Raw genomic sequence first — 23,893 nt, forward strand, 5'->3', positions numbered from 1 at the left:
TACCGGTGATATCCCTGTACAAGCGGGCTTGCCCGCGAAAAGCCTTGATGCGCTCTAGAAGTCGGCCAGTGGCCAGACTTCATAGGCTGGCGTCTCGTACGGGTGGCTCTGCTTGAGCGCGGCAACGACCTGAGCGATCAGGTCGTCAGCCACCACCAGCTCTACCTTCCATTCCTCGACCACCTCGACCTGGCCGGTTTGCCCGAGAAACGGCTGGCTGCCGTCCAACGGGCGAAACTGGCCTTGGCCCAGGGTTTGCCAGGCGCAGTGGTCATAGTCACCGATTCGCCCGCCACCGGCGGCGAATACGGCAGCCTTGACCACCTCGACATGGCTGGCCGGGACGAAGAAGGCGAGCTTGTACACGCCTTAGTTCACCCAGACGCGCGCGTTGCGGAACATACGCATCAGCGCAGCATCTTCCTGCCACTCATCCGGGCGCCAGGAGTTCTGCACAGCGCGGAACATACGCTCCGGGTGCGGCATCATGATGGTCACGCGGCCGTCACGGCTGGTGAGGCCGGTGATACCACGCGGCGAGCCGTTCGGGTTGGCCGGGTAGGTTTCGGTGACCTTGCCGTGGTTGTCGACGTAGCGCAGGGCCACGCAACCGGACACGTCGGCTTCCAGCAGTGCCGCTTCGTTGGCGAACTCGGCATGGCCTTCGCCGTGGGCGATGGCGATCGGCATGCGCGAACCGGCCATGCCCTGCAGGAAGATCGAGTTGGACTTCTGCACCTCGACCATGGCCACACGGGCTTCGAACTGCTCGGAACGGTTACGCACGAAGTGCGGCCAGAACTCGGTGCCCGGGATCAGCTCGTGCAGGTTGGACATCATCTGGCAACCGTTGCACACGCCAAGGGCGAAGCTGTCGGTGCGCTCGAAGAAGGCCTGGAAGGCATCGCGGGCACGGGCGTTGAACAGCGCCGACTTGGCCCAGCCCTCACCGGCACCCAGCACGTCACCGTACGAGAAGCCGCCGCAAGCAACCAGGCCTTTGAAGGCTTCGAAGTCGACACGACCAGCCAGGATGTCGCTCATGTGCACGTCAATGGCGGCGAAGCCGGCGCGGTCGAAGGCGGCAGCCATCTCGACCTGGCCGTTGACGCCCTGCTCACGCAGGATCGCCACTTGCGGGCGCACGCCTTTCTTGATGTACGGGGCAGCGATGTCGTCGTTGACGTCGTAGCCCAGCTTGACCGACAGGCCCGGGTTGTCTTCTTCGAGCAGCGCGTCGAATTCCTGGTCGGCGCATTCGGCGTTGTCACGCAGGCGCTGAACCTGGTAGCTGGTCTCGGCCCACTGGCGTTGCAGCAGGCGACGGTCGCCCATGAACAGTTCTTCACTGTTCAGGCGCACGACCACTTCGCTGTTGTTGGTCGGCCGGCCGATCACCGCGACGCAGTCTTCACCCAAGCCAGCGGCGCTGAACTGGGCCAGTACGTCTGGGGTGGCATCCTGGCGAACCTGGATGACCGCACCCAGCTCTTCGTTGAAGAGGATGGCGGCGACTTTTTCCGCTTTGCTGGTCAGGGTGTCCAGCTCCAGGTCGAAGCCGCAGTGGCCGGCGAAGGCCATTTCCAGCACGGTGGTCATCAGGCCACCATCGGAACGGTCGTGGTAGGCCAGCAGGTGGCCGTCGGCGTTGAGGCCCTGGATCACGGCGAAGAAGGCCTTGAGGTCTTCGGCATCGTCGACGTCCGGTGCGGCATTGGCCAACTTGCCGTGGGTCTGCGCCAGGATTGAGGCGCCCATGCGGTTCTTGCCGCGGCCCAGGTCGATCAGGATCAGGTCGGTTTCGCCCTTGTCCATGCGCAGTTGCGGGGTCAGGGTCTTGCGGATGTCGGTGACCGGGGCGAAGCCGGTGATGATCAGCGACATCGGCGAGGTCACGCTCTTCTCGACGCCCTCTTCGCTCCACTTGGTCTTCATCGACATCGAGTCTTTGCCGACCGGAATGGTGATACCCAGCTCAGGGCACAGCTCCATGCCGACAGCCTTGACGGTGTCGTACAGGCGGGCGTCTTCACCCGGGTGGCCGGCGGCGGACATCCAGTTGGCCGACAGTTTGATGTCGGACAGCTTCTCGATCCGCGAGGCGGCGAGGTTGGTCAGGGTTTCGCCGATGGCCATGCGGCCAGACGCCGGGGCGTCGAGCAGGGCCAGCGGGGTGCGCTCACCCATGGCCATGGCTTCACCGGTGTAGACGTCGAAGCTGGTGGCGGTAACGGCGCAGTCGGCCACCGGCACCTGCCATGGGCCGACCATTTGGTCACGGGCCACCAGGCCGGTGATGGTGCGGTCGCCGATGGTGATCAAGAAGCTCTTGCTGGCCACCGCAGGGTGGTGCAGCACGCGCTCGACTGAATCGGCCAGCGACAGGGTGCTTGGGTCGAATTCATCGCCAAGTTCGGCTTCACGGGTGACCGAACGGTGCATGCGCGGCGGCTTGCCCAGCAGCACGTCCAGCGGCATGTCCACCGGGGTGTTGTCGAAGTGGCTGTCGGTCACGGTCAGGTGCGGTTCTTCAGTCGCCTCACCCACAACGGCGAACGGGCAGCGCTCACGTTCACAGATGGCCTGGAAGCGGTCGAAGTCGACAGCGCTGACGGCCAGCACGTAACGTTCCTGCGATTCGTTGCTCCAGATTTCGTGCGGGGCCATGCCCGGCTCATCGTTGGGCACATTGCGCAGTTCGAAGCGGCCACCGCGGCCACCGTCGTTGACCAGCTCAGGGAAGGCGTTGGAGATACCGCCGGCGCCAACGTCGTGAATGAAGGCGATCGGGTTCTTGTCGCCCAGCTGCCAGCAGCGGTCGATGACCTCTTGGCAACGGCGCTCCATTTCCGGGTTTTCGCGCTGTACCGAAGCGAAGTCCAGGTCGGCAGAGCTGGCACCGGTGGCGACCGACGAAGCCGCACCGCCACCCAGGCCGATCAGCATGGCCGGGCCGCCGAGCACGATCAGCTTGGCGCCGACGGTGATCTCGCCCTTCTGCACGTGGTCTTCTCGGATGTTGCCCATGCCGCCGGCGAGCATGATCGGCTTGTGGTAGCCGCGCACTTCTTCGCCGTGCGGGGTGTTGATGGCTTGCTCGAAGGTACGGAAGTAGCCGGTCAGGGCCGGGCGACCGAATTCATTGTTGAACGCTGCGCCACCCAGTGGGCCTTCGACCATGATGTCGAGGGCGTCGACGATGCGCTCAGGCTTGCCGTACGCCTGCTCCCATGGCTGTTCGAAGCCCGGGATGCGCAGGTTGGACACGGTAAAGCCGGTCAGGCCAGCCTTAGGCTTGGCGCCACGGCCGGTGGCGCCTTCGTCGCGAATTTCGCCGCCGGAGCCGGTGGAAGCACCGGAGAACGGCGCGATGGCGGTCGGGTGGTTGTGCGTCTCGACTTTCATCAGGATGTGCACCGGCTCCTGCACCGCGCCGTACTGGCGGGTTTCAGGGTTCGGGAAGAAACGGCCGGCAACGTTGCCGACGATCACCGAGGCGTTGTCCTTGTAAGCAGACAGCACGCCTTCGCTGTGCATCTGGTAGGTGTTCTTGATCATGCCGAACAGGCTCTTTTCCTGAGCCTGGCCGTCGATGTCCCAACTGGCGTTGAAGATCTTGTGACGGCAGTGCTCGGAGTTGGCCTGGGCGAACATCATCAGTTCGATGTCGTTCGGGTTGCGCGCAAGGTTCTGGAAAGCGGCGACCAGGTAGTCGATCTCGTCTTCAGCCAGGGCCAGGCCCAGGTCGACGTTGGCCTTGGCCAGGGCGTCGCGGCCACCGGCGAGGATGTCGACCGAGGTCATCGGCTTGGGCTGGGCGTGGCTGAACAGGTCGGATGCCTGCTCCAGCTGGGCCAGCACGCGCTGGGTCATGCGGTCGTGCAGTTCGGCGGCGACGGCCTGTGCATCGGCTTCGCTCAGGTTGCCGGCGACGTAGTAGGCGATGCCGCGCTCAAGGCGCTGGATCGACTGCAGGCCGCAGTTGTGGGCGATGTCGCTGGCCTTGCTGGCCCAGGGCGAGATGGTGCCCAGGCGCGGCACGACCAGGAACAGGCGGCCGGTCGGCTCCTGTACCGGCACGCTCGGGCCGTACTTGAGCAGACGGCCCAGCACCTGCTGCTGGTCGGCGGTCAGCTCGCCGTCGACATCGGCGAAGTGGGCGAATTCGGCATACAAACCAGTAACAGCGGGGACTTTCTGGCTCAGTTGCTCGAGTAATTTACCGTGGCGAAAGGCAGAAAGGGCAGGAGCGCCGCGCAGGATCAACATCGTCGGGACAGCCTCAGGAAGGGGTGTGCTTAGAGGCCGTGCATTCTAGCCTAATTCCGCGGCTTTCGGCACCTGCTCTACGCCGCGCCTGTCGGGCGGTGGAACCGGACTTGCGGGTCAGAAATTCGAGGTGATCGGCTTTGGAGATGTGTCGCCTGGCAGATCGAGCGCCGCCCGCGCGGCGCATCGCGAGCAACGCTCGCTCCTACGTTTGTTTCGGACCAATTATTCCTGAGGCAAACGCGCGCGCGCCCCTTGGCGCATGACTCGATATCGCGCCGAACAAACAAGGCGGTCGCGCGCGCCTGTCACAGGCGTTATTGGCCGAAAACAAACGTAGGAGCGAGCGTTGCTCGCGATGCGCCGCGCGGGCGGCGCTCGATCTGCCAGGCGGCACACCCCTAACGGCAAACACCCTGAACACAGAACCCGCTACCAGACAAGCTATCTGTTGTCGAGATATGGCGCCGCCTGTCCTTTGCGTATACTGCAAGCTATGTTCGCCCACACTGCTTTGCGCCAGCGCTGCGCCAGATGGCTCATCGCAACCGGACTCTTTCTGATGCTCGGTGCCTGTGTTGAAAAACCCAGCACCCTCGAGCGCGTGAAGGAGGATGGCGTGCTGCGCGTAATCACCCGCAACAGCCCGGCGACGTATTTCCAGGACCGTAACGGCGAAACCGGCTTCGAATACGAACTAGTCAAGCATTTCGCCGATGATCTCGGCGTAAAGCTGGAGATCGAGACCGCCGATAACCTCGATCAACTGTTCGACGAGCTGGGCAAGCCCTCCGGCCCGGTGCTGGCAGCCGCCGGCTTGGTAAGCAGCGAACGGCGCAAGACCCAGGCGAAATTCTCCCACCCGTACCTGGAAGTCACCCCTCAAGTCATCTACCGCAACGGCCGCTCGCGCCCGACCGAAGCCAAGGGCTTGGTCGGCAAGAAGATCATGGTGCTCAAGGGCAGCAGCCATGCCGACCAGCTGGCTGAGCTGAAAAAGCAGTATCCGGGCCTGGAATACGAAGAATCCGACGCCGTCGAGGTGGTCGACCTGCTGCGCATGGTCGATGAAGGCCAGATCGACCTGACCCTGGTCGACTCCAACGAACTGGCGATGAACCAGGTGTACTTCCCCAACGTTCGGGTCGCCTTCGACCTGGGCGACACCCGCGACCAGCGCTGGGCGGTGGCGGCCGGCGAGGACAACAGCCTGCTCAACGAGGTCAACGAGTTTCTCGACAAGGCCCAGAAGAACGGCACCCTGCAGCGCCTGAAAGACCGCTATTACGGCCATGTCGACGTACTCGGCTACGTCGGCGCCTATACCTTCGCCCAGCATTTGCAGCAGCGGCTGCCCAAGTACGAGAAGCACTTCAAGAGCTACGCCAAGGTCGAACAGGTGGACTGGCGCCTGCTGGCGGCCATCGGCTACCAGGAATCGATGTGGCAGCCGGAAGTCACCTCCAAGACGGGCGTGCGCGGCCTGATGATGCTCACCCAGCGCACGGCGCAGGCCATGGGCGTGTCCAATCGCCTGGACCCGAAACAGAGCATCCAGGGTGGTGCCAAGTATTTCATGCTGATCAAAGAGCAACTTGACGACAGCATCCAGGAACCCGACCGTACCTGGTTCGCCCTGGCTGCCTACAACGTTGGCAGCGGGCACCTGGAAGACGCCCGTACCCTGGCCAAGCGCGAGAAGCTCAACCCGAACAAGTGGCTGGACGTGAAGAAAATGCTACCGCGCCTGGCGCAGAAGCAGTGGTACAGCAAGACCAAGTACGGTTATGCCCGCGGCGGCGAGCCGGTGCACTTCGTGGCCAACATCCGCCGTTACTACGACATCCTGACCTGGGTGACCCAGCCGCAGCTCGAAGGCCAGATGGCCGAGGGCAATTTGCATGTGCCTGGGGTAAATAAGGACAAACCGGCAGAGCAGTCGCCGCCGATGTAAATCTGTACGGGGCTGTTCGCAGGAATGATCGGCATTCAGTCCCTTCCCGGCTTCATCCGTGAGTTCACAGCACCACACCCGAAGCGATTTACGTTTCAAGTCTCTTGGAGCGTTATACATCGCCTGATGTGACAGCAAAAACCTAACGATTACGCAACTGGTAAATATGCCAGTTGCCGCCTAGCAGCCTCCCTTCTATAGATGCATCTCCACAACCACGGCGTTGGAGACAAGCATGACCAAGCCCCTTATTATTCTTGGGCTGCTCAGCCTGACTGCGTTCGCACAGGCACAATCACCCCTCAAAGATGATTACAAGGCAGCAGAAGTAAAAAGGGCGGAATCACACGCCAGCCACCCAAACGTGGCCGTAGGAAAACTTCATCTATACAAGAACGCAACCGACAGCGCCTGCACATCTTTGAACATAGAATATCGAAGAAAAGCTGCCTACAGGGGCAGTCACAACTGCGGCAGTGATCAGGTTTATTTTTTTAAGGTAAGCAATGCATCAAAGGGGAACACCATCAAATTGGGGAGCGACAGACCTGTAAAAGAATCTGACTACAGCTATTGCCCAGAAAATGACTGGCGCTTCATACTCGAGGTAACTGACGATGCAGTTAATACAAGCAAGATCCCTATCTCAGAACTTAGAAATATTGAAAACGGGGAACTGATCGTCAGTGGATTAAAAATGCAGAAGAACGCCTACAGGAGCGGAAACATCGCTGGAAAGCTTACTTGTGTAGATACCAACAACCTATAACAACCTATGTATCGTTAGCCACCTGCTACCCCCCCCTCTTTACCCTTCGCGCCCTGAAAAAGTCACTGAGGATTTGCCCACACTCCTCCGCCAGCACCCCGCCCTCGACCATCACCCGATGGTTGAGGAAGCCCTGGCCAAAGAATTGCCCCTGGCTCTGCACGATCCCCGCCTTGGGCTCCAGCGCCCCGTATACCACCCGCGCCACCCGCGAATGCACGATCAACCCCGCGCACATGCTGCAAGGCTCCAGGGTCACATACAGCGTGCTGCCCGGCAGCCGATAGTTGCTCGCCGACTTCGCCGCAGCCCGAATGGCGACCATTTCGGCATGCGCACTCGGGTCGCTGTCGATAATGGGCCGGTTGAAACCCTGGCCGATTACCTGGCCATGCTGCACCAGCACCGCCCCCACCGGCACCTCGCCCATGGCCGCGCCCTCAGCCGCCAGGGCCAGAGCCATGCGCATGAATTCCTGATCGCGGCTGCGATCGATGATGTGTGGGCGCATCAGACCACCGCTATCGCGGCCATCAGGCCGGTTTCCATGTGGTCGATGACGTGGCAGTGGAACATCCAGGTGCCCGGGTTATCGGCCACAAGTGCCACCTGGGCCCGCTCGTTCTTGCCCAGCAGGTAGGTATCGGTGAACCACGGCTCCTTGATGTCGTGCCGGTTGGAGGCAATCACCTTGAAACTCATGCCATGCAGGTGGATCGGGTGCTGGTACTGGGTCATGTTCTTCAGCTCGAAGATGTAGCTCTTGCCCTTCTGCAGCGTGGCGATGGGCCGGTCGGCGCATGTCTTGTCGGTGATGTCCCAGGCCTGGCCGTTGATCTGCCACAGGCTCGATGGTTTGTTCGGGTCAGGGGTGACAGAAACTTTGGCCGCCCACTCGAAATTGAAGTTGAGCTTTTCAGCATTCTCCAGGTCCGGCTCGGCGATCGGGTTGGCCGGCAGCGCTGGCGGCCAGTCACTCGGCGCGTCGTTGCTCGGCACCGAACGCAGGGTACCCAGGCGCACGAAACCGTCGCGCAGGGAAATTTCCTCACCCGCTTCGGGAATCCGGATGGCCAGGCAGATGCGCATGCCAGGGCCAAGCCAGTACTCATCCTCCAATGGCCGCGGGGTCACCGGGTTGCCGTCGAGGGCGTAGATCTTCGCCTCGCAGTTGCCCTTGAGGTTCAGGCGGTAGGTCCAGGTGTTGTCCAGGTTCAGCAGGCGCACCCGCACCACCTGGCCGGCCGGCAGCTCGGTGACCGCGTCGGGCTGGCCGTTGATGGTGATCAGCCGCCCGGCCGTGCCGTTACGCGCGGCCTCACGCGGGATGCTGAACGGTAGCCAGGCGCCCTGCTCGTCCACGTGCCAGTTTTTCAGGCTCAGCGTGCGCTCGTGCAGGAACCCGGTAGGCTCGCGCTCCTCGACGATCAGAGGGCCGACCAGCCCGCGGCCGAGCTCTTCCGAGCTGCTGACATGTGGGTGATACCAGTAGCTGCCCGCATCCGGCACGCGGAACTTGTAGTCGAAGTATTCGCCCGGCTTGACCGGCAGCTGCGACACGTACGGCACGCCGTCCATTTCCAGCGGCAAGCGGATGCCATGCCAGTGAATGGTGGTTTCGACCGGCAAGTGGTTGATGAACCGCACCCGCAGCCAGGTGCCCTGGCGTACCCGCAGCTCGGTACCTGGCGCCGAAGGGCCAAAGGCCCAGGCCTCGGTCTTGAAGCCCGGCACCAGTTCCACGTCCAGGGGCGCGGCGATCAGCTCGTAGTCGTGCCCGGCATTCTCGTCCTCGACCTTGCCTAGCCAGTACCGCGCTGCGCCTCCGGCGCCCAGGCCTACCACAACCAGGCCGGTGAGGCCCTTGAGCATTTGTCGACGGGTGAAGGACATCGGTGCGGGTACCTCATGTTCGGCGCAATCAAGCTGCCAGCAGGGCTGGCGATGAAGGGCGAATACGATACACCTGCAAATGGGAAAGATTAAGTGAAAGCCACCTTTACTGGCCGTTCAGGCAAGCAATATGCACCGCCTTCATGGCCCGTGCCCCTTCGAGACTGACGTTTATCCTTCCAGCCAGGACAAACGTGATGCCCTCCAACATCCCTACTTCCAACGAACAGCAAAGCCTGCTTACGCTCGCACGCAAGCTCACCGAAGCCTGCCCCGACATGCGCGAGATGGCCCGCGAAGTTGCCCAACAGGTCCTTGAACGCCACGGCCTGACAACACTGGACCCCGACAACGTTTACCTGCACCGCTTTCACACCGCCGTCAGCAGCCACAAAACTTTCAACGGCTGGCAGCACCTGGACCCGCCGTACGAATCGCTGACCTTGCCCCAACTGGTCATGCACCGCTTCGATGCCAACGACCAGGACAACGCCGACCTGCTGAGTTACCTCGTTGGCTTTTACACCGAAGGGCCTGGCGGGGATGCCTACGACGAGCGTAATGAAATCCGGCTCAAGGCCAAGGACGTTCTGGATTACTTCTGGAGCATCGATTTTGCCGTTGACTTCAAAGCTCGGCTGACATCTTTCTGGTCGAAACAGGCGGGCCACTTCCGAACGTTGGCCAAGGCCAATTTCCTCAGCAAAGTACTGGAAGCCTGCGCACATGCCCCCGCGTCAGCGCTGGCCAGCCACTGCCGCGATGTCGTGCTGGCGCTGGCGGGTGACACACCCTGGCCGCCGTCACTGGAAGCGCTGCAACAACAGGTAGTACCTGGCGCTGGCGTGCACGTGTGCACGTTCGATATCGGCGGGCATGTGGCCACAGATATCCTGCGTGTTCAGCTCAAAGATGGCAGCCAGCTTATCTACCTACCTGGGGAGGTCGATGGCCTGCATTACTTTGCGGATGACCAGGCGTTGTTCTGGTGGGTACTCATCAACTGCAACCATGCCGATAACCGGGCACGCTTCCTGGCGCACTTCTCCCTCGATGACCGCGATGAGGGCGACAGCAAGGTCGGCCTCAATCACCTGGTCGATCTGCTGTACCAAGGCTGGGGCAGGGATGATTATTCCGGCATCAACACCCTCGATCAGCAGATCCATAAGGACGCCTTCGACTGGCTGCGCGACAAAGCCCGACAGCGGATGATCGATGATGCGCACTTCTCCCTGCGCTCCAACGCCGACTTGCGCAAACAACTGTGGATCGGCTACCTGAGTGCAGGCCTGAAAGTGTTTGGCCCCCTGGCGGCAGTGGACTGGCCCGTGGCATTGGCGCTGGTCGGCGCCGGCATCGCTGAAACGGGCTTGAACATCGACCAGGCAATTACCGGGCATACCACCCGCGAACGCAAGGCAGGCGTTACAGGGGCAATCTTTGCTGCCATCGAGACGCTGTTCAACGCAACGTTTTTGCTCAGCGCACCGAGCAAACCACTCGCCGAACTCGGCGAAGCCGCTGAAGCAGGCGCGGAAACGGGTGCAGGCCAAAGCCCCACAGCGCCAGAAGAACCCGCAACTGCTGGCGAAACCGAACCCGGCGACGAAGAGCCTTCAAGCGTAGTGGACGCCGTGAAAACCTGGGTACCAGCGCCCTTCCAGCCAGTGGAACGCTGGGCGCTGTTGCAGCCTTTCGAGACCAATGTGCTGCTTAGCGGCGAGCCTGGCTCGGGCACCTTCGCAGGCATTTACACACAGGACGGGCAGTTTTATGCGCTGGTCGAGGAGCAACCTTACCAGGTGCGCTTTGTGCCGGAGCTGAAAACCTGGACCATCGTCGACCCGGAAAACCCGTTTTCTTTCTACAAGCACCAACCGATCCGCCTTGATGCCGATGGCCAGTGGTACCCCATCGAGCGTGGCAGCCTCAAAGGCGGCATGCTCTCACGGCTGAAGATCTGGGGCAGGCCATCAGCGGCGGCGAACGTGCCTGCCCTTGCCGAAACCCCTTATGAAGTACCCCCCAGCTTGCGCCCTGCACTTGAAGACGTGGCGGACGAAGAGATCACGGGCGCACGGGAAAACATTCACGACCCTGAACGATACGCCGCCATCGAGCGCTTTCGCGCCCTGCGTGAGCAACTGGCGACCGATGCCAACCAGTTCATGACCACGGTAGACGTGCCAGCTCGCCCGCCAATACCTGAGTTACCTGCTGGAACTACGCCTAAGCAGGTACTGCAACGTATCTATGAAAACAGCAACGGCCTGGTGATCGGCGAGGCGCATAGCAGCCTTGGTAGCAAGCGGTTGTTGATCGAAAACATGGGCCAGTTGCGCAAGCTGAAAGTGAAGACGCTGTACATGGAGCATTTCACCACCGATTTCCAGCAAGCGGACCTCGACACTTTCAACCGTAGCGGCGTGATGCCGAGGGCGCTGGAGCGGTATGTCACGGCCCAGGACTTCGGGCACCACACCGACCCTGCCGGCCGCTACACCTTCCGCCGGATACTGCTTGAAGCACACAAAAATGGCGTGCGCATCCAGTCCATCGACTGCATGGCCAGCTATCGTCAGGCATGGGCAGAGCCGGTGTCCGATGTGGCGCGTCAGCAGATGATGAATTTCTACTCCCACCTGATCATCGACGCTGACCAAGCTACGCGTGGCCCGGGAAGGTGGGTTGCGTTAGTCGGTAACACTCACGCCAACAACTTCCATGGCGTTACCGGCCTGGCTGAAACCGAAGGTGCGATTGGCTTGCGGGTCGAAGACACCCCTGCCGGTGGAGTCGATACCTACACGGCCGACCCCGGCACGGATTCCGCTGACAGCAAAGGCAAGCTGTGGCACTTGCAAAGCGACCTGCGGCTGCAAGCGGCGGTAACCCCTGCGCGCTCACCGTCACCAGACCTGGAAAGCATGCTGGTCAGGCCAGGTGACTACACCTTCGAAGAGGCCAACGGCGAGCAGTACCTGGTTAACCGCAGCCGTGACATGCGCCTGCGACGCACCTTGATCAGGCGGGATGGGCGCTTCTACTACATAGAACGGCCAGACTGGCCAACCGTCCATCAACGCCGCCTGGCGCACCTTTCCGATCTACATACTTGGCTGAGGCAGCGTGGTATGCGGCACATCACACCTTGAGCTGCTTACGTTTGCTCACAGACTCGCAGACCGTCGTATAAGCACAATGGCGCTTTCAACGTGAGGCCAAACGTATGACAGCCATAACCTTTCGCCCTGCAGTACCTGAAGATGCCGCAGCGTGTATGACCCTGCGGGCATTGACCCGGGAAAACGCGTTCACAGAAGAAGACCTGCGCGCGCTAGGCATCACCGTCGATTCCTGGAGCAGCGGCATTCGCGATGGAAGCGGCCCAGGCTTCGTGGCCTGCAAGGGCAACCAGATAGTGGGCTACTGCTTCGCCGACAAGGACAGTGGCGAGGTGACCGTGCTTGCCCTGCTGCCTGCCTTTGAGGGCCAAGGGATCGGCAAGCGCTTGCTGCAGAAGGTCGTCGACCACCTGCGGGCGCTGGGGTTCGAGCGGCTGTTCCTGGCGTGCTCCAGCGACCCTGACGTGCGCTCGTATGGGTTCTATCGGCACCTAGGCTGGACGTCGACAGGCGAGCAGGACGAAGCGGGAGATGAGATCTTGCAGCTCAGGGTCGATACACGCGCTCGGTAAAACGCAAAAGCCCGCAATCATGCGTAATGCTGTTCACTTAAGTGATCCATCGCCTGTATTGGGGCCGCTTTGCGGCCCTTCGCGGCACAAGGCCGCTCCCACAATGTTCGCGCATGCCCTGTAAATAGGGGCATAACGCGGTCGGTGTGGGAGCGGCCTTGTGCCGCGAAGGGCCGCAGAGCGGCCCCGGCATTCTTAAGTGAACATCATTACGCAATCATGCGGGCTTTTGGTAGCTTCCTGCTATCGGACGCCGGCCGTGGCCAGGCGCGAAATCATTCCCACTCGATAGTGGCCGGCGGCTTGCTCGACACGTCGTAAGTGACGCGCGAGATGCCTTCGATTTCGTTGATGATACGGCCGCTGACGGTCTCCAGCAGCTCGTACGGCAGGTGTGCCCAACGCGCGGTCATGAAGTCCACGGTCTCGACGGCACGCAGGGCCACGACCCAAGCGTAACGACGGCCGTCGCCAACGACGCCAACCGACTTGACCGGCTGGAACACCACGAAGGCCTGGCTGGTCTTGTGGTACCAGTCGGCTTTGCGCAGTTCTTCGATGAAGATATGGTCAGCGCGACGCAGGATGTCGGCGTATTCCTTCTTCACTTCACCAAGGATACGCACGCCCAGGCCCGGGCCTGGGAACGGGTGGCGGTAGACCATGTCGTACGGCAGGCCCAGCTCCAGGCCGATCTTGCGGACTTCGTCCTTGAACAGCTCGCGCAGCGGCTCGACCAGCTTGAGGTTCATTTCCTCTGGCAGGCCACCGACGTTGTGGTGCGACTTGATCACGTGGGCCTTGCCGCTCTTGGCGCCAGCCGACTCGATCACGTCTGGGTAGATGGTGCCCTGGGCCAGGAACTGGATGTTGTCCAGCTTGCTGGCTTCAGCATCGAAGATGTCGATGAAGGTGCGACCGATGATCTTGCGCTTCTTCTCAGGGTCCGCTTCGCCTTCCAGGTTGCCCAGGAATTGTGCCTCGGCGTCGGCACGGATCACCTTGACGCCCATGTTCTCTTTGAACATGGCCATCACCTGGTCGCCTTCGTGCAGGCGCAGCAGGCCGTTGTCGACGAACACGCAGGTCAGCTGGTCACCAATGGCGCGGTGCAGCAGCGCGGCAACCACGGAGGAGTCCACGCCACCGGACAAGCCGAGCAGGACGTTAGCCGAACCAACTTGCTCACGCACTTGGGCGATGGCGTCTTCGACGATGTTGGACGGGGTCCACAGGGCTTCGCAGCCGCAGATGTCCTGGACGAAGCGCGAGAGGATGCGACCGCCCTGCTTGGTGTGGGTCACTTCCGGGTGGAACTGCACGCCGTAGTAGCCGCGCGCGTCGTCGAACATGCCGGCAATCGGGCAGCTCGGGGTGCTGGCCAGCACGTGGAAGTCGCCAGGCATCTGGGTGACCTTGTCACCGTGGCTCATCCACACGTCCAGGCCCAGCACGCCGTCGGCGTCTACGTGGTCTTCGATGCCGTCGAGCAGGCGGCTCTTGCCGACTACATCAACGCGGGCGTAGCCGAATTCGCGCAGGTCGGAACCGGTCACCTTGCCGCCCAGTTGCTCGGCCATGGTCTGCATGCCGTAGCAGATGCCCAGCAGCGGTACGTTCAGGTCGAATACGGCCTGCGGCGCGCGCGGGCTGTTGGCTTCGTGTACCGACTCGGGGCCGCCGGCGAGGATGATGCCGCGCGGGTTGAATTCGCGGATCGCTTCATCGTCCATGTCGAACGGATGCAGTTCGCAGTAGACACCGATCTCGCGCACGCGGCGGGCGATCAGCTGGGTGTACTGGGAACCGAAATCGAGGATCAGGATGCGGTGAGCGTGAATGTCGAGGGCCATGACTCAATCTCGTCAGTGGAAATCGGAAACGACGCGGGGCTGTCGTGACAGCCCCGCATGCTGATAGTGCTGGAAGCCTCAGCCTACGCGGTAGTTAGGGGCTTCTTTGGTGATCTGCACGTCATGCACGTGGGACTCGGCCATGCCGGCACCGGTGATGCGCACGAATTCCGGCTTGGTGCGCATCTCTTCGATGGTTGCGCTGCCGGTGTAGCCCATGGACGAACGCAGGCCGCCCATCAGCTGGTGGATGATGGCTGCCAAGGCACCCTTGTACGGTACGCGGCCTTCGATGCCTTCCGGTACCAGCTTCTCGGCGCCGGCCGAGGAGTCCTGGAAGTAACGGTCGGACGAGCCCTGCGCCTGTGCCATGGCACCCAGCGAACCCATGCCGCGGTAGGCCTTGTAGGAGCGGCCCTGGAACAGCTCGACTTCACCCGGGGCCTCTTCGGTACCGGCGAACATCGAACCCATCATCACGCAGGAAGCACCGGCAACGATGGCCTTGGACAGGTCACCGGAGAAGCGGATGCCACCGTCGGCGATCAGCGGGACGCCCGTGCCTTCCAGCGCAGCGGCGACGTTGGCGATGGCGCTGATTTGCGGCACGCCGACACCGGCGACGATGCGGGTGGTGCAGATCGAGCCTGGGCCGATACCGACTTTGACGGCGTCAGCGCCAGCTTCAGCCAGGGCCTTGGCCGCAGCGCCGGTGGCGATGTTGCCGCCGATCACCTGCACTTGCGGGTAGGTTTCCTTGACCCAGCGTACGCGGTCGATCACGCCTTTGGAGTGACCGTGGGCGGTGTCCACCACCACCACGTCAACGCCAGCAGCAACCAGGGCAGCAACGCGCTCGCCGGTGTCCTTGCCGGTACCGACGGCAGCGCCGACGCGCAGGCGACCTTGGTCGTCCTTGCTGGCCAACGGGTAGGCCTTGGCTTTTTCGATGTCTTTGACGGTCATCATGCCCTTGAGGCTGAACTTGTCGTCGACGATCAGGACTTTTTCCAGGCGGTGCTTGTGCAGCAGCTCGCGGACTTCGTTCTTGTTGGCGCCTTCGCGCACGGTGACCAGACGCTCTTTGGGCGTCATCACATCGCGGACCTTGGCATCCAGACGGGTTTCGAAGCGCACGTCACGGGAGGTGACGATACCGACCAGGTCACCGTTCTCCAGCACCGGAACACCCGAAATGTTGTTCAGGCGGGTCAGGTCGAACAGGTCGCGCACGGTGGCGTCTGCTTCGATGGTGATCGGGTCCTTGACCACGCCAGCCTCGAACTTCTTGACCTTGCGCACTTCGCCGGCCTGCTGTTCGATGGTCATGTTCTTGTGGATGATGCCGATGCCGCCTTCCTGAGCCATGGCAATGGCCAGACGCGCTTCGGTCACGGTATCCATGGCGGCGGAAACCAGAGGGATGTTCAGCTCGATGCCACGAGTCAAACGGGTCTTGAGACTGACTTCATTGGGCAGTACCTCGGAATAGCCAGGTACAAGGAGGATATCGTCGAAAGTCAGGGCTTCTTGGCTGATACGCAGCATCGCGGGGGCTCCCGGGCGGGAAAAATGGAAGCGCGCCATTATACTCATCCACGGCGCGCCGCTCAATGCAAAATAAGGGCCTTCGGTCAGCGTTCTGGCAGTTTTACCTGCACGACCGCCACTGGCTGGTCGAGCCAGTCGGCGAAGCTGTCGAGAAAGGCCTGGGTGAACCCGGCCTCGCCCCAGTTGTTGAAGATGAACCCCAGGTTGGAAAAGGCACATGGCTGCAGATAAAGAAAGCCATTGATGTCGTCTTCGAAGCCACACAGCGGGCAGGTGAAGTTGTCACTGACCCCTGGCATCCACTCTTCGAGGCTCTCGAACAGCGGCTCGCCGACTTCACGGCGGCACTCCGGGCAGCCAGCTTCTTCGAGAAAACCGTCGGTCGGGGTATAGATGCAGCGCTTGAGCATGATCTCGAGGCCGCTGGCCTGCTCACCGAAGGGCAGTTTCTCGGGGTGCAGGGCTACCTTGCGCGCACCTTCGGCCAAGGCATGGCCCATGCGGTTTCCGGTGCGGCCACAGGTGGTGAGTTGCTCTTCGACGATCTTCTCGCGCACCAGCCAGCGTACGATCGCCCGGGCGCGGGCCTCGTTGGCCGGAACGGTGGAAAGCTTGGGGACGATGATGCTCTGGGTGTTCATTAAGGAAGCAAACCTGCGAACTGCGGTAATGCCGCAATTCTACCGCTCACAGGCTCAGGTAGCGACCGATCATGGCCAAGCCACTGGCCAGCACCAGCCACGTGACCAGGCGCACAAAGGCCTCGCGGGACAGTTTCAGGGTCAGCCGGCGCCCTACCCACAAGCCGACGAACATCACCGGCAACAGGCAGGCAGCGAGCAACAGCAGGCTGCTGTCGGCGTAGACCCCGGCGATCAGGAACAGCGACAGGCGCACCACCGTGCTGCAACTGATCAACGCACTCTGGGTAGCCCGCACCTGCTCTTTCGCCTCCAGACGAGCACTGAGGTATAGCGCATAAAGAAAACCACCGCTGCCGAACAACGCACCGAACAAGCCCCCTACCGTGCCCATGGGCACCGCCCAGAAGCCGGACAAGGTCGCCGGGCGCACCTTCACCGCCAGGTTATAGAACGCATAGGCACTGACGAACAAACCCATCAGCAACAGCAGCAGATCGGACTTGAGCCGCAACAGAAACACCACCCCCAGGGTGCACCCTATCGCCATGAAGGGCAGCAGACGCAGCAGCTCGCCGCGTACCACATCCCGGCGCGAAGGCAGCAAGTTGCCGAAGGCCGCCACGAAGTCCAGCAGCACCAACAGCGGGATGATCCGTGACAGCGGCATGAAGTGGATCAGCACCGGCGCCGCGACCAGCGCAGTGCCGAAACCGGCAATGCCGAAAACGATGTAGGCCAGGCCGACACCGAGCAGGATGGGCAGCCAATCGAGGCCGGAAAAGGACAATTGGGTGAGCATGGCGTGTATTCCTGAGAAGTCACGCAAAGGTTAGCCAGGCATGAGCCATGCCGACTAATATGCCTTTGCGCCATTACCCATCTCGAAAAGGCATGACATGACGTCGATCCGCCAGTTGCGTTACTTCGTGGAAATTGCCGAGAGCGGCAGTTTCAGCGCCGCCGCCGAGCGGTTGTACATCGCCCAGTCGGCGCTGAGCCGGCAGATCAAGGAACTGGAGCAGCACCTGGGCACGCCGTTGTTCGAACGCACTGCACGCCTGCCACGCTTGACGCTTGCCGGGGACGCGTTTTTGCAGCGTGCCCGCCGCTTGCTGGCTGACCTGGCACAGGCCGAGCGCATCACCCGCGACATGGGCGACGGCTTGCAAGGCAGCCTGCGCCTGAACCACTCCAGCACCGTGCCGCTGACCGGGCCACTGCTGGCTCGCTTGGGCACGTACTTGCAAGGCAACCCCGGGATTGCATTGGAGATTGCGCAGCAGTCCTCGGAGGCGCAATTGGAGGATATCGCCGCTGGGCGGCTGGATATCGGCCTGTTGCGGCTGCCGGTGCTGCGCCAGCATGAAGGCGTGGTGCTGCATGAGCTGTTCAGCGAGCCTTTGTTGCTGGCTGTCGCCGCTGGGCACCCCTTGGCTGAAGCGCCGGTCGTGCAACTGGAGCAGCTACGTGGCGAGCGCTTCATTTCGATTCCTCACCGGGACCGCGGCGGGTTGAGCTATTTGTCGGCCTCGCTGTGCATGAATGCAGGGTTCTTTCCGCAGGCGGCCCAGGTGGTTTCACGCAAGACCACGCAGTTGCAGCTGATTCAGGCGGGGTTCGGGGTGGCGCTGTTGCCCGCATGCATGCGCGATATTGCGCCGGCATCGGTCAGGTTCGTGGCGCTGGGTGAGGTGTGTGAGAGTACGGTGGCACTGGCGTGTCGGCGGGATGCAGGGCTGATGGTGCGCCAGTTTTTGGCGGCGATGCAGGGGGTGTGATGGGGGTGTGATGGGGGCCTTGGTGCATGACGGGGGATTTTTAGCGCCTGGGAGATCGAGCGCCGCCCGCGCGGCGCTTCGCGGGGCAAGCCCGCTCCCACATCTGTTTCGGGCCAGTCAGACCTGTGGCATGGGCGCGCGACCGCCTTGTTTGTCCAACTCGAAATTGAGGCGGCCGCCAAGGGGCCGCGCGCGAATTTGTCAGGAATAATTGGCCCGAAACAGATGTGGGAGCGGCGGTGCGGCGGTCCGACTTGCCCCGCGAAGCGCCGCGCGGGCGGCGCTGGATCTCCCAGGCGCTAAAAATCCACCGCCCTACACCCGCACGCCCCAACCCAATTCCCGCCACCCCCCGATGTCCTTTATGATGCCCGCCATGATCAGAGACCCTTTCGAACGACTCGGCCTGGACCGCGAGGTCCTCACCGTCAGCCAGCTCAACGGCCGCGCCCGGGTGCTGCTGGAGGACGTATTCCGCAGCGTCTGGGTGGAAGGCGAGATTTCCAACCTCGCCCGCCCGGCCTCCGGCCACATGTACTTCACCCTCAAGGACAGCGGCGCCCAGGTGCGCTGCGCGCTGTTCCGCCAGAACGCCACGCGGGTCCGCCAGGCCCTGCGTGATGGCCTCGCGGTGCGGGTGCGGGGCAAGGTCTCGCTGTTCGAGGGGCGTGGCGACTATCAGCTGATTCTCGACACCGTCGAACCGGCCGGGGACGGCGCCCTGCGCTTGGCGTTCGAGGCCTTGAAAGAAAAACTCGGCGCCGAGGGCCTGTTCAGCGCCGAGCGCAAAAAGCCGCTACCGGCCCACCCGCAGCGCATCGGCATCATCACCTCGCCCACCGGCGCGGTGATCCGCGACATCATCAGCGTATTCGGCCGCCGCGCCCCGCAGGTCGAACTGAACCTGATCCCGACGGCGGTACAGGGCCGCGAGTCCATCGCCCAGATCGTGCGCGCCGTACAACTGGCCGATAGCCTCGGTTTTGATGCGCTGATCCTGGCCCGTGGCGGCGGCTCACTGGAAGACCTGTGGAGCTTCAACGAGGAAGCCGTGGCACGTGCCGTGGCCGCCTGTGTCACGCCCATCGTCAGCGCCGTCGGCCATGAGACCGACGTGTCGATCTGCGATTTCGTCGCCGACGTACGCGCCCCCACGCCATCGGCCGCCGCCGAACTGCTGGCCCCCGACAACAGCGGCCTGCAGCAACGCCTCGACGGCCTGCAACGGCGCCTGCTGCTGCGCATGCAAAACCGCCTGAGCCACGACCGCCTGCGCGTGGAATCGCTGGCCCGACGCCTGCGCCATCCGGGTGAGCGCCTGCGCCAGCAAGCCCAGCGCCTGGACGACCTGGACATGCGCCTGCGTCGCGCCTTCCTGAACAACCTCAACCAGCGCCGCGAGCGCCTGGGGCGCCTCGACACGCGCCTGGCCGCGCAACACCCAGGTCGCACCCTGAAGCTGCTCAACCAGCGCCTGGACAGCCTCGCCGAACGCCTGCCCCGGGCCATGCGCGAGGTGCTCAAGGACCGTCGCCAGCGCTTCCAGGCACAACTGCAGACGCTGCAAGTGGTCAGCCCGCTGGCCACCCTCGCCCGCGGCTACAGCATCCTGCTCGATGAGCGTGGCCAGGCCATCCGCAGCGCCGAGCAAACCCACAACGGCCAGCGCCTGACCGCCCGCCTCAATGAAGGCGAACTGCAGGTGCGCGTCGAAGACAACCACCTGACGCCCGTCACCCTCTCACTACTGGACTGACTCATGCCCCGCTTGCTCGCGCCCCTGCTCGCCCTTTCCCTGCTGTTGCTGGCCAGCGGCGCCCAGGCCAGCTATATCACCCGTACCTTGAACAAACCGGTGCCCGGCGGCGTGGCGGTGGTCGATCTAGGCCCCGGCAGCGCAGCGCCGAGCGCGCGCTTTGACGGCAAGCCGGTGCTGGTGGTCAAGGAGCAGGACAGCTGGCTGGCGATCGTCGGCATTCCGCTGACCCAGAAGCCCGGCACCGCGGTGTTGAGCCAAGGTGGCCGCAACCTGCCCTTCACGGTCGGCAGCAAGAACTACCCCGAGCAGCGCATCACCCTGAAGAACACGCGCCAGGTCAACCCAAACCCGGCCGACCTCAAGCGCATCGACCGCGAGCTGGCCGAGCAGATCAAGGCCTACCGCAGCTTCAGCCCGGTACTGCCAAGCAACCTGGTCCTCGACAAACCCGTCAGCGGTCCGCTGTCGAGCAAGTTCGGCGTGCGTCGCTTCTTCAATGGTGAGGAGCGCAACCCGCATGCCGGGCTGGACTTCGCCGTACCGGCCGGCACGCCGATCAAGACCCCGGCCAACGGCAAGGTAATCCTGGTGGGGGATTACTTCTTCAATGGCCGTACCGTGTTCGTCGACCATGGCCAGGGCTTTATCAGCATGTTCTGCCACATGTCGAAGATCGATGTGCAGGTTGGCCAACAGCTGCGCCGAGGCGATGTGGTCGGGCGCGTGGGGTCGACCGGGCGGGCGACCGGGCCGCACATGCACTGGAATGTCAGCCTGAATGATGCTCGGGTCGATCCCGCTATCTTCATCGGCGCATTCCAGCCCTGAGATCGGCAGCGCCTGCTTCGCGGGTAAACCCGCTCCTACAGGGATCGCGAAACCCTGTGGGAGCGGGTTTACCCGCGAAGAGGCCGTCACAGTCGACATCACTTCCCCTCTGTTGCGCCATCGAAATATACCGCGCAACAATTCAAAGACCTGAATTAATTTTCAGCGATAAAATCTCGCCACTCAGCTTTTTTTGAGCATTCCTCTCAATTTTTTACGAACACTTGCCATCCCTCACCCCACTGGTTAGGGTTGAGGCATGAAAACCTTCAGCACCCTCATTCTGCTCCGACAACATCGCAGCCTCTGCCTGGTCAGTGCCCGACTACCAGGGTGAATCGCGTCGCCTCGCCTTTTCATCTCGTTATTGCTCGGCAGGCCCGATCTCGGCCGCATACAAAAGGATTGCTTCCATGACCATGCTCAAAGACCCTTCGAAGAAATACCGCGCGTTCCCGACCATCGACCTGCCTGACCGTACCTGGCCGTCGAAAACCATCACTGCAGCGCCGATCTGGTGCAGCTCCGACCTGCGTGATGGCAACCAGTCGCTGATCGAGCCGATGGATTCGGAGAAGAAGCTGCGTTTCTGGAAGACCCTGGTGCAGGTTGGCGTGAAGGAAATCGAAGCCTCGTTCCCGTCCGCTTCGCAAACCGATTTCGACTTCGTACGTACCCTGATCGAAGACGGCCACATCCCGGACGACACCACCATCCAGGTGCTGACCCAGGCCCGTGAGGACCTCATCGCCCGTACGTTCGAATCGCTGCGCGGTGCCAAGAAGGCCATCGTCCACCTGTACAACGCCACCAGCCCGTCGTTCCGCCGCATTGTCTTCAACCAGGACAAGCAAGGCGTGAAAGACATCGCGGTGAACGCGGCCAAACTGTTCGTCAAGTACGCCGCCCAGCAGCCGGAAACCCAGTGGACCTTCCAGTACTCGCCTGAAACCTTCAGCGCCACCGAACTGGAGTTCGCCAAGGAAGTCTGCGACGCGGTCATCGAGGTGTGGAACCCGACCCCTGAGCACAAGCTGATCCTCAACCTGCCGGCCACCGTCGAAGTTGCCACGCCGAACATCTATGCCGACCAGATCGAGTGGTTCTGCCGCAATATCAGCCGCCGTGACAGCGTGATCATCAGCCTGCACTGCCACAACGACCGCGGCACCGGCATCGCCGCCACCGAATTGGGCCTGATGGCCGGCGCCGACCGCGCCGAAGGCTGCCTGTTCGGCAACGGCGAGCGTACCGGCAACGTCGACCTGGTGACCTTGGCACTGAACCTCTACACCCAGGGCATCGACCCGCAACTGGACTTCTCCGACATCGACGGCGTGCGCAAAGTCGTCGAAGAGTGCAACCAACTGCCGGTGCACCCACGTCACCCGTACGTGGGCGACCTGGTCCACACCGCGTTCTCCGGCTCGCACCAGGACGCCATTCGCAAGGGCTTCGCCAAGCAACAGGAAGGCGAGCTGTGGGAAGTGCCCTACCTGCCGATCGACCCAGCCGACATCGGCCGCAGCTACGAGGCGGTCATCCGCGTCAACAGCCAGTCGGGCAAAGGCGGCATCACCTACCTGCTCGAGCAGGAATACGGCATCAGCCTGCCGCGCCGCATGCAGATCGAATTCAGCCAAGTGGTACAGGGTGAAACCGACCGCCTCGGCCTGGAAATGACCGCCAAGCAGATCTACAGCCTGCTGCAGAAGGAATACCTCCAGGCCAACGCCCCGTATGCGCTGGTCAGCCACCGCCTGCAGGAAGAAAACGGCCACAGCGCCGTGGAAGTGGAAGTCGCCGGCGAAGGCGAAACCACCCTGCACTGGCGCGGCAAGGGCAATGGCGCCCTGGAAGCCTTGGTGGCCGGCCTGCCGATCGCCGTAGAAATCATGGACTACAACGAGCACGCCATTGGCGCTGGCACCAATGCCAAGGCAGCAGCGTACATCGAGCTGCGCGTGGCCGGTGGCCGCCCGGTTCATGGTGTGGGCATCGATGAAAACATCACCACAGCCAGCTTCAAGGCGTTGTTCAGCGCGCTTAACCGCTCGCTGAGCCAGCAGGAAGCCAAAGCGGCCTGATGCGCTTTGTGAAGAAACCGCACCCAGCGTGCGGTTTCTTTTACAGCACCAGCCTCACTCAGTATCGGCTGCCAGGTGTATGGTACGCGCCGTAGTTAAATATCCATCGGCCACTATTTCCAGGGAAGTTGTGCCCCTTCATCAAGGCGGCTTCTTGTATCTCACTCCACCCTAATGGCTTCACCGAGTTCGCGCTGGCCACAGTGATAATGGAACTGGTTGCCATCGAGGTCAGAATACAAAGGTCTTCCCTGAATGCCTCACCGCCTATTTGTTTTGTCTTTGCATACTTGAAGAAATCTGCAAAACCCCCGCCCCCCGTGACACAATGGGCATATACCAAATGCATCTGATAAAAGTTATAAATTCCAGGCCCTTCAATTTCAATTTTTCGGGAGCGGCCAGTTGACTTGCTGATTTCCTCAGTCGTACTAGACGTTAACTTCCCCCCCACCACACTGCCCAAAAAACCAGCACCTAGGTTGACTTCAGTTTCCATGGAAGAGGTGAATGCGTAACTGTACCCCTCCACAATGGAAACTTCCTCTACATGAGTAACGCTACTGGGTACCCGCGCCATCCCCAGGTACTCAAGATAGGCCAAGATCGGCGTACTGTAGGTGCCCCAGTTCTGATTCCCGAGATACATATCCCCATAGACCGTATCGCCAAAAATCCAGCAGCCAGCATTGACTTTTCCATCACCTCCATACAAATGTTTCTCAATGTCGTAAAGCCCACGCTTGTGCGGAAAATTATCAATCTGCCTGATCATTTCTTTATCAATAAAGCTCATGCAACATCTCCA

General features: G+C 62.0%; 17 protein-coding genes. 8 read left to right on the forward strand and 9 right to left on the reverse strand.

Annotated features, from left to right (window positions below):
• Nucleotides 1-54: 54 nt before the first annotated feature.
• Together AC5PZ0_RS16255 and purL are read right to left on the reverse strand one after the other, a co-directional pair.
• A complete protein-coding gene (locus AC5PZ0_RS16255; protein ID WP_027595689.1) occupies nucleotides 55-366 on the reverse strand; it encodes a YqfO family protein in 312 nt (103 codons plus the stop codon).
• A 3-nt stretch (nucleotides 367-369) separates the two neighbouring features.
• Nucleotides 370-4,269, reverse strand: a complete 3,900-nt coding sequence (gene purL / locus AC5PZ0_RS16260; protein ID WP_493855334.1) for a phosphoribosylformylglycinamidine synthase — start codon at nucleotides 4,267-4,269, stop codon at nucleotides 370-372.
• A 496-nt stretch (nucleotides 4,270-4,765) separates the two neighbouring features.
• Between purL and mltF the strand changes: the two genes are divergently transcribed.
• Both mltF and AC5PZ0_RS16270 read left to right on the forward strand, forming a co-directional pair.
• Nucleotides 4,766-6,223, forward strand: a complete 1,458-nt coding sequence (mltF, locus tag AC5PZ0_RS16265) for a membrane-bound lytic murein transglycosylase MltF (protein ID WP_027595687.1) — start codon at nucleotides 4,766-4,768, stop codon at nucleotides 6,221-6,223.
• A 235-nt stretch (nucleotides 6,224-6,458) separates the two neighbouring features.
• Nucleotides 6,459-6,992, forward strand: coding sequence for a hypothetical protein (locus AC5PZ0_RS16270; RefSeq protein WP_493855335.1), 534 nt, complete (start codon nucleotides 6,459-6,461; stop codon nucleotides 6,990-6,992).
• Between the two features lie 25 nt (nucleotides 6,993-7,017).
• Here the strand turns inward: AC5PZ0_RS16270 and tadA are convergent, their stop codons facing one another.
• Together tadA and AC5PZ0_RS16280 are read right to left on the reverse strand one after the other, a co-directional pair.
• Complete coding sequence (tadA, locus tag AC5PZ0_RS16275; protein ID WP_493855336.1) at nucleotides 7,018-7,503, reverse strand: tRNA adenosine(34) deaminase TadA; 486 nt, start codon at nucleotides 7,501-7,503, stop codon at nucleotides 7,018-7,020.
• Nucleotides 7,503-8,885 (reverse strand): multicopper oxidase family protein, encoded by a 1,383-nt coding sequence (locus AC5PZ0_RS16280; RefSeq protein WP_027595684.1) that lies wholly within the window; start codon nucleotides 8,883-8,885, stop codon nucleotides 7,503-7,505. Before AC5PZ0_RS16280 ends, tadA begins: the two co-directional genes overlap by 1 nt.
• Before the next feature lie 197 nt (nucleotides 8,886-9,082).
• Between AC5PZ0_RS16280 and AC5PZ0_RS16285 the strand changes: the two genes are divergently transcribed.
• Nucleotides 9,083-12,043, forward strand: a complete 2,961-nt coding sequence (locus AC5PZ0_RS16285; RefSeq protein ID WP_493855337.1) for a dermonecrotic toxin domain-containing protein — start codon at nucleotides 9,083-9,085, stop codon at nucleotides 12,041-12,043.
• A 74-nt stretch (nucleotides 12,044-12,117) separates the two neighbouring features.
• Nucleotides 12,118-12,585, forward strand: coding sequence for a GNAT family N-acetyltransferase (locus AC5PZ0_RS16290; protein WP_493855338.1), 468 nt, complete (start codon nucleotides 12,118-12,120; stop codon nucleotides 12,583-12,585).
• Between the two features lie 275 nt (nucleotides 12,586-12,860).
• Here the strand turns inward: AC5PZ0_RS16290 and guaA are convergent, their stop codons facing one another.
• The 4 genes from guaA to AC5PZ0_RS16310 form a co-directional block, all read right to left on the reverse strand.
• Complete coding sequence (gene guaA / locus AC5PZ0_RS16295; RefSeq protein ID WP_027595681.1) at nucleotides 12,861-14,438, reverse strand: glutamine-hydrolyzing GMP synthase; 1,578 nt, start codon at nucleotides 14,436-14,438, stop codon at nucleotides 12,861-12,863.
• A 78-nt stretch (nucleotides 14,439-14,516) separates the two neighbouring features.
• On the reverse strand, nucleotides 14,517-15,986 hold the full coding sequence (gene guaB / locus AC5PZ0_RS16300) for an IMP dehydrogenase (protein ID WP_027595680.1): 1,470 nt from the start codon (nucleotides 15,984-15,986) through the stop codon (nucleotides 14,517-14,519).
• Nucleotides 15,987-16,072: 86 nt separating this feature from the next.
• Nucleotides 16,073-16,630, reverse strand: coding sequence for a hypothetical protein (locus AC5PZ0_RS16305; protein ID WP_027595679.1), 558 nt, complete (start codon nucleotides 16,628-16,630; stop codon nucleotides 16,073-16,075).
• Nucleotides 16,631-16,676: 46 nt separating this feature from the next.
• Nucleotides 16,677-17,432 (reverse strand): sulfite exporter TauE/SafE family protein, encoded by a 756-nt coding sequence (locus AC5PZ0_RS16310; RefSeq protein ID WP_099428434.1) that lies wholly within the window; start codon nucleotides 17,430-17,432, stop codon nucleotides 16,677-16,679.
• A gap of 97 nt (nucleotides 17,433-17,529) precedes the next feature.
• Between AC5PZ0_RS16310 and AC5PZ0_RS16315 the strand changes: the two genes are divergently transcribed.
• The 4 genes from AC5PZ0_RS16315 to leuA all read left to right on the forward strand — a co-directional run bounded on the left by AC5PZ0_RS16315 (nucleotide 17,530) and on the right by leuA (nucleotide 23,085).
• The gene (locus AC5PZ0_RS16315; RefSeq protein WP_274887944.1) at nucleotides 17,530-18,411 is read left to right on the forward strand and encodes a LysR family transcriptional regulator; all 882 of its coding nucleotides are present in this window, start codon (nucleotides 17,530-17,532) and stop codon (nucleotides 18,409-18,411) included.
• 376 nt (nucleotides 18,412-18,787) lie between these two features.
• Entirely contained in the window at nucleotides 18,788-20,167 is a 1,380-nt protein-coding gene (gene xseA / locus AC5PZ0_RS16320) for an exodeoxyribonuclease VII large subunit (protein ID WP_099428432.1), read from the forward strand.
• A gap of 3 nt (nucleotides 20,168-20,170) precedes the next feature.
• Entirely contained in the window at nucleotides 20,171-20,998 is an 828-nt protein-coding gene (locus AC5PZ0_RS16325) for a peptidoglycan DD-metalloendopeptidase family protein (RefSeq protein WP_493855339.1), read from the forward strand.
• Between the two features lie 413 nt (nucleotides 20,999-21,411).
• Nucleotides 21,412-23,085, forward strand: a complete 1,674-nt coding sequence (gene leuA, locus AC5PZ0_RS16330; protein WP_085272692.1) for a 2-isopropylmalate synthase — start codon at nucleotides 21,412-21,414, stop codon at nucleotides 23,083-23,085.
• 58 nt (nucleotides 23,086-23,143) lie between these two features.
• Here the strand turns inward: leuA and AC5PZ0_RS16335 are convergent, their stop codons facing one another.
• A complete protein-coding gene (locus tag AC5PZ0_RS16335) occupies nucleotides 23,144-23,881 on the reverse strand; it encodes a monalysin family beta-barrel pore-forming toxin (protein ID WP_099428430.1) in 738 nt (245 codons plus the stop codon).
• Nucleotides 23,882-23,893: the final 12 nt, after the last annotated feature.

This window comes from Pseudomonas sp. 5.2, from assembly GCF_059025405.1.